Genomic DNA, 16882 nt, shown 5'->3' on the forward strand with positions numbered 1-16882 from the left:
CCCTGCCCCCAAGGTGCGTCGACGTCCGAGTCCCTTGCTTTCGACTGTGACGTCGCAGGGGGCGGAAGCGTGCGGGACGGGGCGTTGCGGAAGGGTCTCGACACGGCCACGATCATGGCCCGCCGAGACCGGTGGGTGACCTTCCGGTGACCTGGGGCCGGCCCGCGACCGGCTTAGGAGACCACGTCCTTGCGGGCGAAACCGCGGAAGGCGAGGGCGAACAGCACGAGCGCGTACGTCACGGAGACCGCCGTGCCCTGGATCATGCCGGACCACTCGGGGTGCGGCTGGACGGCGTCCGCCCAGGCGAACTGCCAGTGCGCGGGCAGGAAGTCGCGCCAGTCGCCGAGGGCCGTCACGGCGTCCAGGACGTTGCCGACGATGGTCAGGCCGACCGCGCCGCCGACCGCGCCGAGAGGGGCGTCGGTCTTCGTGGACAGCCAGAACGCCAGCCCCGCGGTGACCAGTTGGGACACGAAGAGGTACGCCACGACCACCGCCAGCCGCTGGGCGGCGGTCCCCGGCTCCAGCGCGCCGCCGGTCGGGATCTCCAGCGGGCCCCAGCCGTAGGCGGCCGTGCCGACGGCGAGAGCCACCACGGGCAGCAGCACCATGGCCGCCAGGCTGAGTCCGAGCCCGACGGCCAGCTTGGACCACAGCAGGCGGGCCCTGGGCACGGGCGCGGCCAGCAGATAGCGCAGCGAGGACCAGCTCGCCTCGGAGGCGACCGTGTCCCCGCAGAACAGGGCCACCGGGATCACCAGCAGGAAGCCCGCCGACACGAACAGGTTGACGGCGGCGAAGTTGGCGCCGGACGCGGTGGCCGTGTCCATCAGCGTCACCCGGGCGTTGCGGCCGCCCGGGTCGCCGCCGATCGCGAAGGCGACCAGCAGTACGAACGGCAGCGCGGCGAGGATGCCGCCCATGATCAGGGTGCGGCGCCGCTTGAACTGCCGGACCAGCTCGACGCGAAGGGGCAGGGTGCGGCCGGCCCGGTAGCCGGAGGCGGACTGCGCGGACGGGCCGTGCCCGGCGAGCGTGCTCATGCGGAGCCTCCGATCAGGGTGAGGAAGGCGTCTTCCAGACGGCGGTGGGGGCCGAAGGAGGCGACCGGAACGTCGAGCCGCACCAACTCGGCCAACAGCAGCGCGGCGGCCGCGGCACGGGGCGCCTCCGGCGTGCCGACGGTTGCGGGCGCGTCCGGCGTCCCGACGGTGGCAGCCGCCGCGGCCGGCGCCGTCGCGACCGGGGCGTCCGCCGTCCCCGCGGCCGACGCGGGCGCGGGCGGGGCGGGCACGGGCGGGGCGGGCGGGGGCGCCCCGGGCATGTCCGGCGTGCCGACCCGCGCGTCCGGCGCCCTGGCAGGGGCGGGCGCGGCGTCCGGCGTGTCGACAGGCGCTGCCGACGCCCCGGCGTGGGCGGATGCGGACGACGCGTCCGGCGCCCCGTCGGGCGCGGGCTCGTCACGCGTTTCCGGCCTCCCGGCTCGCACCTGCGGCGCTCCGGCAGGGGCGCCCGGCGCTCCGGCAGGACCAGGCGCGATCCGCGCGGCCGGCGTCCCGACGGGCGTGTCCGGCGCCCCGGGCGTCCCGACGGGCCCGGACACGGGCGCGACGGGCGTCTCCCCTGTCCCGGCGGGGCCGGACGCCGCGGCCGGCGTCCCGGCGGAGGCCGGCGCGGCCGACGCACCGGCGGAGGCGGGCTCGACCCGCGCGGCCGACGCACCGACCGGGGTCGGCCCGACCGGCGCGACCGAGGTCCCGGCAGAGGCGACCGGCGTCCCGGCAGAGGCTGGTGCCGCCGGCGTCGGCGTCGGCGTCGGCGTCGGCGTCGGCGTCGGCGTCGGGGAGAGGTGGATCAGGAGGCCCTCGGGGGTGCGGGTCGCCGCGTTCACGCCCGGGAGGGCCGCCACCTTCTCGATCAGCGGGTCGGGGACGGGGGCCGCGAGGCCGACGAGCAGGGTGTCTCCGGAGCCGACGATCTCGTGCACCGGGCCGGCCTGGACGAGCCTGCCGCGGTCCATGACGACCAGGTGGGTGCAGGACTGCTCGACCTCGGCCAGCAGGTGGCTGGAGACGATCACCGTGCGGCCTGCGGCGGCGTACCGGATCATCACCTCGCGCATCTCGCGGATCTGCGGCGGGTCGAGGCCGTTGGTCGGTTCGTCGAGGATCAGCAGGTCGGGCAGGCCCAGCATGGCCTGGGCGATGGCGAGGCGCTGGCGCATGCCCTGCGAGTACGTGCGCACCGCGCGGGCCAGCGCGTCGCCGAGGCCGGCGATCTCCAGCGCCTCGTCCAGGTGCGCGTCCTCGGGCGGGCGGCCCGTCGCCCGCCAGTACAGCTCCAGGTTCTCCCGGCCGGACAGGTGCGGCAGGAAGCCCGCGCCCTCGACGAACGCGCCGACCCGGGAGAGCACCGGGGAGCCGGGGCGGACGGCGTGGCCGAAGACGCGGATCTCGCCGGCGTCGGGCCTGATCAGGCCCATCAGCATGCGCAGCGTGGTGGTCTTGCCCGCGCCGTTCGGGCCCAGCAGGCCGAGCACCTGGCCCTTCTCGACGCGGAAGGACAGGTCGCGGACCGCGTACCGGTCCGCCGCGCCGGCGTACCGCTTGCTCAGCGCGGTGATCTGCAGCGGGACGCCGTCGAGCGCCGGGTCGGGGGACGCGGCGGCGGTGCGGCGGCGGCCGGTCAGCAGCAGGGCCAGGGCGACCGCCGCGCCGGCGAGCGGCAGCCACCACACCCACCCGGGCAGCGGCGCGGCGGCCGTCCGCACGCCGGGCGCCGTCGGGACCAGCAGTCCGCCCCGCACGGAGACGGTGTACGTCGCCGGGGCCGCCGGGGAGGCGTAGCCGAGGTCGGTGGAGGCCAGGACCAGGCGCAGCCGGTGCCCGCGCTGGACCTCGTGGTCGATCGCCGGGAGGGTGACCGTGACGTCCTTGCCCGCCTCGGCGCCCTCGACGCGGACGGGCGTGACCAGCTGGGCGGGCAGCACGGGCTGCCCGCCGCCGGGGCCGACGTCGTACACCTTGGCGAACAGGACGGCGGTGTCGCTCGTGGAGCGCACGTGGACGGTGACCGTGGGCGAGCCGGTGATCCTGAGGTCGGTGCGGACCGGCGCCGACTCGAAGCCCGCGTACTGGCCGGGGAAGTCGGCCGACACGCCGACGCCGAGCGACGACAGCCGGGCCAGGCCGCCCAGGCCGCCGAGGCCGGGCAGGGCGGAGACGGCGGGCGGGCCGGCGCCGGCCGGGTTGGCGAAGCTCTGCTCGGGTCCGGTCAGGGCGACCGTCCTGCGCCCGCTCGCCAGCCCGGGGTACGTGTCGCCGCCGGCGCCGCGCAGCCGGGCCGCGCCGTCGGTGGAGTCGACGCCTCCGGTGCGGGTGACGCGGAAGGCCGGGCCGGTGTCGGCGTGCCGGTCGTCCTTGAGGTAGCGGTCGAACCAGGCGCGCACGCGGGCCTGCACGCGGCCGGCCTCCAGGTCGCCGCCGTCGTGCCCGCCCGCGATCCAGTCGACGTCGACGGGGGCGCCGTTCGCCCGGATCGCCCGGGCCGCCGCGTCGGCCTGGCCGAGCGGGAAGAGGGAGTCGGTCTGGCCCTGCACCAGCAGCGTGGGCACCTTGATGCGGTCGGCGACGGCGGACGGCGAGCGGGCCTGGAGCAGGGAGCGCGCGGCGGCGTCCGGCGTGCCGGACTCCGCGACCCGCTCGTACATCCGGCACAGCCGGGTCTCGAACCTGGCGCAGCCGCCGCCGGTGTTGACGAAGACGCCCGCCCACAGCTTTTTGAAGACGCCGTTCGGGAACAGCGCGTCCGCCAGGTTCCAGTAGGTGATCGCGGGGGCGATGGCGTCCACCCGGTCGTCGTACCCCGCGGCCAGCAGGGAGACCGCGCCGCCGTAGGAGGCGCCGGCGACGCCGACGCGCGGGTCGCCCGGCTTGTCGAGCCGCACCTCGGGCCGGGCCGCCAGCCAGTCGACGAGCCGGGAGACGTCGGCGACCTCGCCGTCGGGGGCGTTCAGCCCGATCTTCCCGGTGGACCTGCCGAAACCGCGCGCCGACCAGGTCAGCACCGCGTAGCCGTCCCTGGCCAGGTCCTCCGCCTGCTGCCGGACGTCGGCCTTGCTGCCGCCGAAGCCGTGCGCCAGCAGGACGGCCGGGCGGCGGCCTGCCGGGCCCGCGGTGAAGTACGAGGTGTCCAGGCGCACCCCGTCCACGGCCAGCACCCGGTCGCTGCGGCGCACCCGGGGGGCGTCGTCGGAGGCGACGGCCGTCCACGTGCCGGCACCGGCGAGCACGACGACGGCGGCCCCGGCGGCCAGCAGCCTCCGGGGCCTCCGCAGCAGCCCTCGCACGCGGGGCAGTCGAAGATCCATGCGTCAACGGTACGGTCCGCGGCCGGCGACCGGGGCAGACCCGGGGGTGAGCCTCCGGCCCTCCCCCGGGAGTACGCGCCCGGGCCGGCGTACCGCGGTCGCGGTAGGCCGGGCCGGCCGGCCCCAACGGGCTCGCCGGGCCCCCGGGCTCAGGCCTGCGCGTCCTCCGGGAGGGACACCAGCCAGCGCGTGTCCTTGCGCGGACGCAGGTACAGGACCCAGTACAGGGTGGCGACGGCGGTGATGCCGCCGGTCCACAGCAGGTAGCCGGTCTCCTGCTGGCTGAGGACGTAGGCCAGGACCACGATCAGCAGCACCGGCACCGCGGGCCACAGCGGCATGCGCCAGGCGGGCGTGTGCTTGTGGTGGCCGCGGCGGGACAGCAGCGCGGCGACCGCGACGAGCAGGTACATGCCGGTGACGGAGACGCCCGTCACGCCGTACAGGGTGTCGAGGTTCACGAAGCAGAGCAGCGCGCCGGGGACGCCGACCGCGAGGGTGGCGACCCAGGGGGAGCCGAAGCGGCCGAGGCGGGAGAAGACGTTGTTGACCGGCTCGGGCCAGGCCTTGTCGCGGGCGGAGGCGAACAGGACGCGGGAGTTCTGGATGACCATGACGATGCCGGCGTTGATGATCGCGAGGGCCACGCAGAGGCTGACGAAGGTGCCGACGGCCGAGTTGGACCAGTCGGTGACCATGGTGCTGATGTCGCCGCCGGTGAGCGCGGCGATGTCGGGGGCGCCCATGGTGATCGCGGCGACCGGGACCAGGATGATCACGGTGGAGATGGCGAGGGTGGCCAGCACCGTGCGGGCGACGTTGCGGCGCGGGTGCTCCAGTTCCTCGGACAGGTAGACGGCGGTCGAGAAGCCCTGGGTGATGAAGAGGGCGATGGCGAGGCCGGAGACCACCATCATGGCCGTCACGGTGTCCGCGTGGCCGTCGGCGCCGGCCACCTGCATCGACACCAGGCTGTCGGCGCCCCGCTCGCCGTGGGCGAAGCCGAGGAAGGCCACCACGGCCGCCGCGATGACCTCGAGGACCAGGAAGATGCCGGTGATCCAGGCGTTGGCGCGCAGGTCGAGCAGACCGGCGAGGGTGGCCAGCAGCATCACGCCGGCGCCGGTCATCGCCGGGTCGAGGTGCACGATCGGGGCGAGGTAGTCGGCCGTGCCCATCGCGATCACCGGCGGGACGATCATGACCACCAGCAGGGACAGCACGAAGACCAGCCAGCCCGCGAGGCGCCCGGCCATCGTCGACACCATGGCGTACTCGCCGCCCGCGCTGGGGATGAGGGTGCCCAGCTCGGAGTAGCAGAACGCCACGGCGATACACAACAGGGAGCCGATGGCGATCGTCAGGGCGGTGGCGGTGCCGAGCGAGCCGAACAGGTCGGGGACGACCACGAACAGCGTGGAGGCCGGTGTCACGCACGAGAGCGTCAGCAGGGTCCCGCCGACCACGCCGATGGAGCGCTTGAGCTTCTGGGGGCTGTCCACCGCCGCCGCGGCGGCGGTCTCGGCGGGGCGGAGCGTGTCGGTCATGCAACAGGTCCGATCGACTCGTACGACTGAGGGTGTGGGTCGGGAGCGCGCTATCGCCTCCGGCGGATCGCGTCCTGGGTCTCTACGTCCGCTCCCGGCGCCAGCATGGAACCCCGACGAAAACCATCACGTCAATGGCTGTTTACCTACGGATTCCGTCGCCAGCGTGCGATTCGCCGAGCGTTAACGTTGCGTCAAGACCGCAAAACGGGCCACTTTCAGCCGTACGGTAACCGTAGCGCGGCCGGAAAAAAAGGTGGGGCCGTCCGTATATCGGACGGCCCCACCAGGGGTTCGGGTGACGCTCAGTGGTTGCGCGGGAAGCCCAGGTCGACGCCCGCCGGGGCGTCCGCCGGGTCGGGCCAGCGGGTGGTGACGACCTTGCCGCGGGTGTAGAAGTGCGTGCCGTCGTTGCCGTAGATGTGGTGGTCGCCGAAGAGGGAGTCCTTCCAGCCGCCGAAGCTGTGGTAGCCGACGGGGACCGGGATCGGGACGTTCACGCCGACCATGCCGGCCTCGACCTCCAGCTGGAAGCGGCGGGCCGCGCCGCCGTCCCGGGTGAAGATCGCGGTGCCGTTGCCGAAGGGCGAGTTGTTGATGAGGGCCAGGCCCTCCTCGTAGGTGTCGACGCGCAGCACGCACAGCACCGGGCCGAAGATCTCGTCCTGGTAGGCCTTCGCCGTGGTCGGCACCTTGTCGAGCAGCGAGATGCCGATCCAGTGGCCGTCCTCGTGGCCCTCGACGGTGTAGCCGGTGCCGTCGAGCACCACCTCGGCGCCCTCGGCGGCCGCGTTCGTGACGTAGGACGCCACCTTGTCGCGGTGGACGGCGGTGATCAGCGGGCCCATCTCGGAGGCGGGGTCGTTGCCGGGGCCGATCTTGATCTTCTCGGCGCGCTCGCGGATCTTCTCCACCAGCTCGTCGCCGACCGCGCCGACCGCGACGACCGCGGAGATGGCCATGCAGCGCTCGCCGGCGGAGCCGTAGGCGGCCGAGACGGCGGCGTCCGCGGCCGCGTCCAGGTCGGCGTCCGGCAGCACCAGCATGTGGTTCTTCGCGCCGCCCAGGGCCTGCACGCGCTTGCCGTTGGCGGAGGCGGTGGTGTGGATGTAGCGGGCGATCGGGGTGGAGCCGACGAAGGAGACGGCCTTGACGTCCGGGTGCTCCAGCAGGCGGTCGACGGCCACCTTGTCGCCGTGCACGACGTTGAAGACGCCGTCGGGCAGGCCCGCCTCGGCGAGCAGCTCGGCGAGCTTCAGCGAGGCCGACGGGTCCTTCTCGCTCGGCTTCAGCACGAAGGTGTTGCCGCAGGCGATGGCGATCGGGAACATCCACATCGGGACCATCGCCGGGAAGTTGAACGGCGTGATGCCCGCGACGACGCCGAGCGGCTGCCGGATCGCGGCCACGTCGACGCGGCTGGCGACCTGCGTGGACAGCTCGCCCTTGAGCTGCACGGTGATCCCGCACGCCAGGTCGACGATCTCCAGGCCGCGCGCCACCTCGCCGAGGGCGTCGGAGTGCACCTTGCCGTGCTCGGCGGTGATCAGCTCCGCGATCGCGTCCCGGTTGGCGTCCAGCAGGGCGCGGAAGCGGAAGAGGATCTCCGTGCGCTTGGCCAGCGAGGACTGGCCCCAGGTCGCGTAGGCCTCCTTGGCGGCGGCGACCGCCGCGTCCACCTCGTCGACCGTCGCGAAGGCGACCTTCGTGGTGACGGCGCCGGTCGCCGGGTCGGTGACCGGCCCGAACGTACCCGAGGCGCCTTCGACGGTCTTGCCGCCGATCCAGTGGTTGACGATCTTCGTCATGCCCGGTTTCTCCTTCACAGATGGCGGCGTCGGGTGGAGACGTGCCGTTCGTACAGCTCTCGTGCCTCGACCGCCGACGCTCGGGTCGCGGTCTCGGCCACGGGTACATCCCACCAGGCCTGCGCGGGAGGCGCGCCCGACACTGTGTCTGACGTTTCGGTCTCGACGTAGACACATGTGGGTGTGTCGGCGGCCCGCGCCTCGGCGAGCGCCGCGCGCAGTTCCCCGACGGTCCTCGCGCGCAGCACGCGCATGCCCAGGCTGGCCGCGTTGGCGGCGAGGTCCACCGGCAGCGGGGCGCCGGTGTACGTGCCGTCGCCGGCCGGGAAGCGGTAGGCGGTGCCGAACCGTTCGCCGCCCACCGACTCCGACAGGCCGCCGATGGAGGCGTACCCGTGGTTCTGCACGATGACGACCTTGATCGCGACGCCCTCCTGCACGGCCGTCACGATCTCCGTCGGCATCATCAGGTACGTGCCGTCGCCGACCAGCGCCCACACGGGCCGGTCGGGGGCGGCCAGTTTCACGCCGATCGCGGCCGGGATCTCGTAGCCCATGCACGAGTAGCCGTACTCGACGTGGTACTGGTCGCGCGAGCGGGTCCGCCACAGCTTGTGCAGGTCGCCCGGCAGCGAACCGGCCGCGTTGACGATCACGTCCGTGTCGTCCACCACGGCGTCCAGGGCGCCGAGGACCTGCGGCTGGGTCGGCCGGACGTCGGGGTCGCCGGCCTCGAAGCAGGCGTCGACGCGCTGCTCCCAGCGCTCCTTGTCCTCGGTGTACCGCGCGGCGTAGGAGTCGGCGACCCGGTGGTCGTGCATCTCGAGCGCCTCGGTCAGCTCCTGCAGGCCGCTGCGGGCGTCCGCGACCAGCGGCAGGCCGGCGAGCTTGTGGCCGTCGAAGGGCGCGATATTGAGGTTGAGGAAGCGGACGCCGTCGCCGGTGAACAGGGTGCCGGAGGCGGTGGTGAAGTCGGTGTAGCGGGTGCCGACGCCGATCACCAGGTCGGCGGTGCGGGCGAGCTCGTCCGCGGTCGCGGTGCCGGTGTGACCGATGCCGCCGACGTCCTGCGGGTGGTCGTGGCGCAGCGAACCCTTGCCGGCCTGGGTGGAGGCGACCGGGATGCGGGTGGCCTCCGCGAACTCCGCGAGGGCCGCCTCGGCGCGGCTGTGGTGCACCCCGCCGCCCGCGACGACCAGGGGCCTGCGGGCCGAGCGGATCGCGTGGACCGCGTCGGCGAGTTCGGCCGGGTCGGGGCCCGGCCGGCGGACGGCCCAGGTGCGCTCCGCGAAGAACTCCTCCGGCCAGTCGTACGCCTCGGCCTGGACGTCCTGCGGCAGGGCGAGCGTGACCGCGCCGGTGTCCACCGGGTCGGTGAGCACGCGCATCGCGTTCAGCGCCGCGGGGATCAGGGCCGGCGGGCGGGTGATCCGGTCGAAGTACCTCGACACCGGGCGCAGGCAGTCGTTGACCGACACGTCGCCGGCGTGGGGTACCTCGAGCTGCTGCAGCACCGGGTCGGCGGGGCGGCCGGCGAAGACGTCGCCGGGCAGCAGCAGGACCGGGAGGTGGTTGATCGTGGCGAGCGCGGCGCCGGTGACGAGGTTGGTCGCGCCCGGACCGATGGAGGTCGTCACCGCGTGTGTGGACAGCCGGTCGGACTGGCGGGCGTAGCCGACCGCCGCGTGCACCATGGCCTGCTCGTTGCGGCCCTGGTGGTACGGCATGTCAGCGGCGTACTCCACCAGGGCCTGGCCGATCCCCGCCACGTTGCCGTGGCCGAAGATGCCCCAGGTCGCGCCGACGAGCCGGCGCCGTACGCCGTCCCGCTCGGTGTACTGGGCGGACAGGAAGCGCACGAGCGCCTGCGCGACCGTGAGCCTCGTCGTCGAGGTCCGCACCGTCATCGGTATCCCTCCGTGCGGTCCGCGTGAGAGCCCTCGGGTGCGCTTCCACGCCGGGGAGACACGCGTGTGCGGCCGAAGCCGTTCGGGACCTCCGGCGCGGGGCCGTAGCGGGCGGGGAGTCGTCGCTCGCACTTCGCTCCTGCCAGGGCGAAGCGGTCTCCCGCGCCGGAGGCGATCTGGACCCGGGGGTCTCGGGGGGCGTGCGCCGCGCCGCTGTCCGACGCGAACACGCTTGCCCTGTCCGGGAGTTGTGGTTCCTCAGAACCTGTTTGCACGGTACATCCGACGTGTCGCGCGAGCACCCGCGGCTCGTCGCTCGTGTGGCTCATGTCGCGCACGTCGCTCATACGGCGGCCTCACAGCAGTCCCACGGCGGCGTCCACGGCCGCGGCCACGTCGCCGTCCGCCGGATACAGCAGCGAGCGGCCGGCCACCATGCCCCGCACGGTCGGCAGCCGCAGGGCCCGGCGCCACTTCTCGTACGCCGCCGCCCGGTCCTCGGCTCCGTCGCCGATGTCGCCGCCGAGCAGGACCGCGGGCAGCGTGGAGGTCGCCATGACCTCCGCCATGGCGTCGGGGTCGTCGGTGACCGGCACCTTCAGCCAGGTGTAGGCCGAGGTGCCGCCCAGGCCCGAGGCGATGGCGATGGACCTGGTCACCGCCTCGGCGGACAGGTCGTTGCGCAGTCCGCCGCCGCCGGTGCGGCGGCTGATGAACGGTTCGACGAAGACGGGGAGCCGGCGTGCGGCCATGGCGTCGACGACGCGGGCGGCGGACTCCAGGGTGGTGAGGGAGCCCGGGTCGTCGTAGTCGATGCGCAGCAGCAGCTTGCCGGCGTCGAATCCGAGGCGGTCGATGTCCTCGGGGCGGTGGCCGGTGAAGCGGTCGTCGAGTTCGAAGCGGGCGCCCTGCAGGCCGCCGCGGTTCATGGAGCCCATGACGACCTTGCCGTCGAGGGCGCCGAGCAGCAGCAGGTCGTCCAGGACGTCGGCGGTGGCGAGGACGCCGTCCACACCGGGGCGGGACAGGGCCAGGCACAGGCGCCGGAGCAGGTCGGCGCGGTCGGCCATGGCGAACCCGCGGCCGCCGACGCCGAGGGCGCCGCGGGCCGGGTGGTCCGCGGCGACGATCATCAGCCGGCCGGTGTCGCCGAGCAGCGGACGGCGGACACGGCGGGCGGCGGCCTCCGCGACCGCCTCGGGGTGGTGGGCGCGGAGGCGCACGAGTTCGGCCACGTCCACGCGGGCGGGGGTGGGGTGGGCGGTGTGCGTGTCCCGGAGGTGGGCGCCCGTGACGCGGCCGGCCCTCACCGGACCGCTCCGGCCTTCAGGGCGGCCTCGATCTCGTCCGTGGTCGGCATGGCGGAGGAGCACTCCAGGCGGGAGGCGACGATCGCGCCGGCCGCGTTGGCGTGCCGCATGACCGTCTCCAGGTCCCAGCCCTCCAGCAGGCCGTGGCACAGGGAGCCGCCGAACGCGTCGCCGGCGCCGAGGCCGTTGAGGACGTCGACCGGCAGCGGGGGCACCTCGGCGGTGCCGCCCCCGCTGTCGACGGCGAGGACGCCCTTGGGCCCCTGCTTGACGACCGCGAGTTCGACCCCGGCGTCGAGCAGGGCGCGGGCGGCGGCGTGCGGCTCGCGCACCCCGGTGGCGACCTCCACCTCGTCCAGGTTGCCGACGGCGACGGTGGTGTGGCGCAGGGCCTCCCGGTAGAAGGGGCGGGCCGCGTCCGGGTCGCGCCAGAACATGGGGCGCCAGTCGAGGTCGAAGACGGTGGTGCCGGCCTTGGCCCGGTGGGCGAGGGCGGCCAGCGTCGCGGTGCGGCTCGGCTCCTCGCTCAGGCCGGTGCCGGTGACCCAGAAGACGCGGGCCTCGCGGACGGCGTCGAGGTCGAGGTCGTGGGCGTCGATCTCCAGGTCGGGGGCCTTGGGCTGCCGGTAGAAGTAGAGCGGGAAGTCGTCCGGCGGGAAGACCTCGCAGAACGTGACGGGCGTGGGCAGGCCGGGGACCGGGGTGACCCAGCGGTCGTCCACGCCGAAGCCCTTCAGCGCCTCGTGGAGGTAGACGCCGAAGGGGTCGTCGCCGGTCCGGGTGATCACCGCGGAGCGGCGGCCCAGGCGGGCCGCGGCGACCGCGACGTTGGCCGCCGAGCCGCCGAGGAACTTGCCGAAGGTCGTCACCTGCGGCAGCGGGACACCGGTCTGCAGGGGATACAGATCCACCCCGATCCGCCCCATGGTGATCAGGTCGTACGCCATCGGCTTCCCTTCACATCGGCTCTCCGGCGTTTCTAGCTCCGCACGGCGAGCCGTGTCAATGGTTTGTCCGGACATTCGGACGAGTCCTTTTGCGGCGCTCGCCGCGGGGCCGCGTCGCCGACGTCAACGCGCCGCGCCGGTGAGCCCGCGTACGCCTTTGCTGCACTCCTGTCACAAAAGCCACCCCCGTGTCACACATGTCGCGTCTTCGCGGGCGTGCCGTCACACCCGGCGCACAGCCGCTGTCCGCCATCGGGGTGGCTCGTTGGACACAGGGTTCCTGATCGCCAGCGCAGCGCCCGGTCCCCCCGACGGCCGCCCCCGGCCGCCACCGCGGTGCGCGCGGGGAGGTGCAGTCGATGACCGACCGAAGGCTCTGGTCGTACAAGGAGATCGCGGCGCACATCCGGGTACAGCCGGACACCGTGCGGTCCTACCGCAAGCACGGGCTGCTCCCACCGCCCGACCACGTCGAGGGCGGCAAGCCCTACTGGTACGCCGACACCGTCCGCGCCTGGGTCGCCGCCCGGCCCCGCAACCGCGGGCGCCGGGAGGACTGACCCACCCGGCACGGCCCCCCGGTCGCCGTCAGTCCCACGGCGCGACGACCGTCACCCCCGCTCCGGGCGCCGTGCCGAGCGCCGCCAGCGCCTCCGGCACCGCGTCCAGCGGGATCGTCGACGTCACCAGCAGATCGGGGCGCAGCACGCCCGCCCGCACCAGCTCCAGCATCGGGGCGTAGGTGTGGGCGGCCATGCCGTGGCTGCCCATGACGTCGAGTTCCAGGGCGATCGCGCGGGCCATCGGGACGGCGGTCGTGCCGTCCGGCGAGGGCAGCAGGCCCACCTGCACGTGCCGGCCGCGACGGCGCAGGCCGTTCACGGACGCGGCGCAGGTGGCGGGCGAGCCGAGGGCGTCGAGGGAGAGGTGGGCGCCGCCGCCGGTCAGCTCACGCACGGCCTGCGCGGTGTCCGGCGTGCGCGAGGCGTCCACGCAGTGCGCCGCGCCGAACCGCCGCGCCAGCTCCAGCGCCCCGGGCGACACGTCGACGGCGACGACCCGCGCGCCCGACGCGGCCGCGATCATCACCGCGGACAGGCCCACTCCCCCGCAGCCGTGCACCGCGACCCACTCCCCCGCGGCCACCCGGCCCCGCTGCACCACGGCGCGGAACGCCGTCGCGAACCGGCAGCCGAGCGAGGCCGCCGTCGCGGACGACAGTTCCGGCGGTACGGCGACCAGGTTCACGTCGGCGTGGTCCAGCGCCACGTACTGGGCGAAGGAGCCCCAGTGGGTGAAGCCGGGCTGGGTCTGCCGCTCGCACACCTGCTGCTCGCCCGCCGCACACGCGCCGCAGGTGCCGCACGCGCACACGAACGGCACGGTGACCCGGTCGCCGGGACGCCAGCCGGTGACCCGGTCGCCCACCGCCTCGACCACGCCGGCGAGTTCGTGGCCGGGCACGTGCGGCAGCGTGATGTCCGGGTCGTGGCCCTGCCAGCCGTGCCAGTCGCTGCGGCACAGGCCGGTGGCCTCGACCCGCACGACCACGCCGTGCTCGGCGGGCCGCGGATCCGGCACGTCCCGCACCTCGGCCGGCTCGCCGTACCGTTCGAACACCACTGCGCGCATCCGCCGCCTCACCTTCGTCCGCCCCAGGGGCCCGTCCGGATACGCCCTGGCCTCGGCTCCTGGAGATCACCGCGTTCTCGCGGAACTCTAGGGGAGGGGCCAGGGAGGAGCCGGGGAGGACCGGGGGAGCCCGCCGCGGCGGGCGATCCTTGGATAAATACCCCCTAGGGGTACAGTGGAGTCGGTGGAGGTCCCCGTGGGCCCCACCGTCCCACCCGCCTCGACGAGGAGAGAGACATGACCGCCCAGTCCGACACCCCGGGTTCCGTCACCACCGTCTACAAGGTGAGCGGCATGAGCTGCGGGCACTGCGAGGGCTCCGTCTCCGGTGAGATCTCCGAGATCCCCGGCGTCAGCTCGGTGAAGGCCGTCGCCTCGACCGGCGAGGTCACCGTGGTCTCCGCGGCCCCCCTCGACGAGGCCGCGGTGCGCGCCGCGGTGGACGAGGCCGGCTACGAGCTCGTCGGTACCGTCTGACCGACAGCACCTGTTCTCCGACCGGCTGTGCCGACCAGCTGATACTGCGTCCGCACGGCCCGGTCCGATGTCTGGAGTCCGGACATGACCAGCACCACCGCCCACACACCGGCGGACCAGGACGGCCACTCCGAGGTCGAGCTGCTCATCGGCGGGATGACCTGCGCCTCCTGCGCGGCCCGCGTCGAGAAGAAGCTCAACCGCATGGACGGCGTCACCGCCACGGTGAACTTCGCGACGGAGAAGGCCAAGGTCAGCTACCCCGCCGGGGTGCGGATCGCCGACCTGATCGCCACCGTGGTGAAGACCGGCTACACCGCCGAGGAGCCCGCGCCGCCGCGGCCGGAGCCGGAGTCCGCCGGGGAGACGACGCCGGAGGACCCCGAACTCGCCGCCTACCGGCAGCGCTTCACCGTCTCCGCCCTGCTGGCCGCACCGGTCGTCCTGATGTCCATGATCCCGGCCCTCCAGTTCGACGACTGGCAGTGGCTGGCGCTCACCCTCGCCTCCCCCGTGGTCGTCTGGGGCGCCCTGCCCTTCCACCGGGCCGCCTGGACGAACGCCCGGCACGGCGCCGCCACCATGGACACCCTCGTCTCGGTCGGCACGCTGGCCGCGTTCACCTGGTCGCTGTGGGCGCTGTTCTTCGGCGACGCGGGCATGACCGGCATGCACGACGAGTTCGGCTTCACCGTCTCCCGCGCCCAGGGCACGTCCACGATCTACCTGGAGGTCGCCTCCGGCGTCGTCGCCTTCATCCTGCTCGGCCGGTTCCTGGAGGCCCGCTCCAAGCGCCGCGCGGGAGCGGCCCTGCGGGCGCTGATGGAACTCGGCGCCAAGGACGTGGCCGTGCTGCGCGGCGGCCGCGAGGTCCGGGTGCCGGTGTCCCGGCTGGCCGTCGGCGACCGGTTCGTCGTACGGCCCGGGGAGAAGATCGCCACCGACGGCACCGTGGTCGAGGGCACCTCCGCGGTGGACGCGTCCATGCTGACCGGCGAGTCGGTGCCGGTCGACGTGACCGTCGGCGACGCCGTCACCGGCGCGACGGTGAACGCCGGGGGCCGGCTGGTCGTCGAGGCCACCCGGGTCGGCGCCGACACGCAGCTGGCCCGGATGGCGCGGCTGGTGGAGGACGCGCAGAACGGCAAGGCCGAGGTGCAGCGGCTCGCCGACCGCATCTCCGCGGTGTTCGTGCCCGTCGTGATCGGGATCGCGGTCGCCACGTTCGGGGGGTGGCTCGGCGCCACCGGCGACACCGTCGCCGCGTTCACCGCGGCCGTCGCGGTGCTGATCATCGCCTGCCCGTGCGCGCTGGGCCTGGCCACGCCGACCGCGCTGATGGTCGGCACCGGGCGCGGAGCCCAGCTCGGCATCCTCATCAAGGGCCCCGAGGTGCTGGAGTCCACCCGGCGCGTCGACACGGTCGTCCTCGACAAGACCGGCACCGTCACCACCGGCCGGATGACCCTCCAGGAGGTGTACGCCGCCGACGGCGCGGACGAGAAGCAGGTGCTGCGGCTCGCGGGCGCCGTGGAGCACGCCTCCGAGCACCCGGTCGCCCGGGCGGTGGCCGCGGGCGCCGAGGAGCGCGTCGGACGGCTCCCGGAGGTCGAGGCGTTCGAGAACGTGCCCGGACGGGGCGTACGCGGGCGCGTGGAGGGCCTGGAGGTGGCCGTGGGGCGGCTCTTCGAGGAACTGCCCGCGGAGCTGGCCCGCGCCAAGGACGAGGCCGAGCGGGACGGCCGTACGGCCGTCGTGGTCGGCTGGGACGGAGTGGCACGCGGTGTCGTGGCCGTCGCGGACGCGGTCAAGGAGACCAGCGCCGAGGCCGTGCGCGAGCTGCGGGCACTGGGCCTCACGCCGATGCTGCTGACCGGGGACAACCGGGCGGTGGCGCAGGCGGTGGCGCGGGCGGTCGGGATCGACCCCGGCGACGTGATCGCCGAGGTGCTTCCGGAGGACAAGGTCGACGCCGTCAGGCGCCTGCAGGCCGAGGGGCGCAGCGTGGCCATGGTGGGCGACGGGGTCAACGACGCGGCCGCGCTGGCCACCGCCGACCTGGGCCTGGCGATGGGGACCGGGACGGACGCGGCGATCGAGGCGGGCGACCTGACGCTGGTGCGCGGGGACCTGCGGGTGGCCGCGGACGCGATCCGGCTCTCGCGCCGCACGCTGTCGACCATCAAGGGCAACCTGGTGTGGGCCTTCGGATACAACGTGGCCGCGCTGCCGCTGGCCGCCGCGGGCCTGCTCAACCCGATGATCGCGGGGGCCGCGATGGCCTTCTCGTCGGTGTTCGTCGTGACGAACAGCCTGCGGCTGCGGACGTTCCGCTGACATTGCGCCGACGTTCCGCCGACCTTCTGCCGGGGGAACGGTCCGCCGACGGCCGGCGATTTTATTACCGGCGGGTTGGTGCGGTCGGAAGTAAAAGTCCCTCTAGAGTCATGCTCTGGGCTCACATAAGCTCTTCACAAGGCTCGCGCATCATCCTTACGCTTGACTCCCGGTCGCCGGATCGGGGCTCTTGCGCATCTAACGGACATATGCAAGAGACGCAGATCACAGTGATGTGAACGTAACCATCGAGGGGGCTCGAAGGTCTAAGTTGACGATGTCAGAAGGCGTCTTGGGGGGCGCCGACTGGCGTCTGGAGAATGTCTTGGGGGACTTTCTCCGGAGATGCGTTGCCGGGGCACGTACAGCGGGAAGCTTTGAGCGGCCCTCCCGTGCGTGCGCTGTCCCGGCAGATCGCACACCCGAGCGGTACGGCGACTTCTGCTCGTTCTGCTCAACGCTCAACGCTCGACCGCTCGATCTGCACAACAGCGATTCAGGCGCTGTCCTCACAGACGCCCGGCCGGATCCCGTGGGGGGAATCC

11 protein-coding genes and 1 pseudogene are annotated in these 16882 nt (G+C 73.9%); 3 read left to right on the forward strand and 9 right to left on the reverse strand.

Annotated elements, in window-relative coordinates; genetic code table 11:
• Nucleotides 1-173 precede the first annotated feature (173 nt).
• The 8 genes and pseudogenes from VKA29_RS05070 to iolC all read right to left on the reverse strand — a co-directional run bounded on the left by VKA29_RS05070 (nt 174) and on the right by iolC (nt 11891).
• A complete protein-coding gene (locus tag VKA29_RS05070) occupies nt 174-1046 on the reverse strand; it encodes an ABC transporter permease (protein ID WP_324783961.1) in 873 nt (290 codons plus the stop codon).
• Nucleotides 1043-4372, reverse strand: a complete 3330-nt coding sequence (locus VKA29_RS05075) for an alpha/beta fold hydrolase (RefSeq protein WP_420718437.1) — start codon at nt 4370-4372, stop codon at nt 1043-1045. Before VKA29_RS05075 ends, VKA29_RS05070 begins: the two co-directional genes overlap by 4 nt.
• A 149-nt stretch (nt 4373-4521) precedes the next feature.
• Entirely contained in the window at nt 4522-5919 is a 1398-nt protein-coding gene (locus VKA29_RS05080) for an APC family permease (RefSeq protein WP_324783962.1), read from the reverse strand.
• Nucleotides 5920-6224: 305 nt separating this feature from the next.
• Nucleotides 6225-7727: a CoA-acylating methylmalonate-semialdehyde dehydrogenase gene (mmsA, locus tag VKA29_RS05085; RefSeq protein WP_324783963.1), complete on the reverse strand. Its 1503-nt coding sequence runs from the start codon at nt 7725-7727 to the stop codon at nt 6225-6227.
• Nucleotides 7728-7741: 14 nt separating this feature from the next.
• A complete protein-coding gene (gene iolD, locus VKA29_RS05090; RefSeq protein ID WP_324783964.1) occupies nt 7742-9634 on the reverse strand; it encodes a 3D-(3,5/4)-trihydroxycyclohexane-1,2-dione acylhydrolase (decyclizing) in 1893 nt (630 codons plus the stop codon).
• An 83-nt stretch (nt 9635-9717) separates the two neighbouring features.
• Nucleotides 9718-9936 (reverse strand): annotated as a pseudogene (locus tag VKA29_RS05095) (5-deoxy-glucuronate isomerase); the annotation flags it as partial.
• Nucleotides 9937-9990: 54 nt separating this feature from the next.
• Nucleotides 9991-10875 (reverse strand): Cgl0159 family (beta/alpha)8-fold protein, encoded by an 885-nt coding sequence (locus tag VKA29_RS05100; protein WP_324784206.1) that lies wholly within the window; start codon nt 10873-10875, stop codon nt 9991-9993.
• Between the two features lie 65 nt (nt 10876-10940).
• On the reverse strand, nt 10941-11891 hold the full coding sequence (gene iolC / locus VKA29_RS05105) for a 5-dehydro-2-deoxygluconokinase (RefSeq protein ID WP_324783965.1): 951 nt from the start codon (nt 11889-11891) through the stop codon (nt 10941-10943).
• Nucleotides 11892-12250: 359 nt separating this feature from the next.
• Here iolC and VKA29_RS05110 point away from each other — a divergent pair, with 359 nt between their 5' ends.
• Nucleotides 12251-12451: a helix-turn-helix transcriptional regulator gene (locus tag VKA29_RS05110; RefSeq protein WP_324783966.1), complete on the forward strand. Its 201-nt coding sequence runs from the start codon at nt 12251-12253 to the stop codon at nt 12449-12451.
• 28 nt (nt 12452-12479) lie between these two features.
• Here VKA29_RS05110 and VKA29_RS05115 read toward each other — a convergent pair whose 3' ends face one another.
• Nucleotides 12480-13523: a zinc-dependent alcohol dehydrogenase family protein gene (locus VKA29_RS05115; protein ID WP_324783967.1), complete on the reverse strand. Its 1044-nt coding sequence runs from the start codon at nt 13521-13523 to the stop codon at nt 12480-12482.
• 237 nt (nt 13524-13760) lie between these two features.
• Here VKA29_RS05115 and VKA29_RS05120 point away from each other — a divergent pair, with 237 nt between their 5' ends.
• On the forward strand, nt 13761-14000 hold the full coding sequence (locus tag VKA29_RS05120) for a heavy-metal-associated domain-containing protein (protein ID WP_324783968.1): 240 nt from the start codon (nt 13761-13763) through the stop codon (nt 13998-14000).
• 84 nt (nt 14001-14084) lie between these two features.
• The gene (locus tag VKA29_RS05125; protein ID WP_324783969.1) at nt 14085-16337 is read left to right on the forward strand and encodes a heavy metal translocating P-type ATPase; all 2253 of its coding nucleotides are present in this window, start codon (nt 14085-14087) and stop codon (nt 16335-16337) included.
• The last annotated feature ends 545 nt before the right edge of the window (nt 16338-16882 follow it).

This window comes from Streptomyces sp. H51 (assembly GCF_035656535.1).
Taxonomy (GTDB): Bacteria; Actinomycetota; Actinomycetes; order Streptomycetales; family Streptomycetaceae; genus Streptomyces.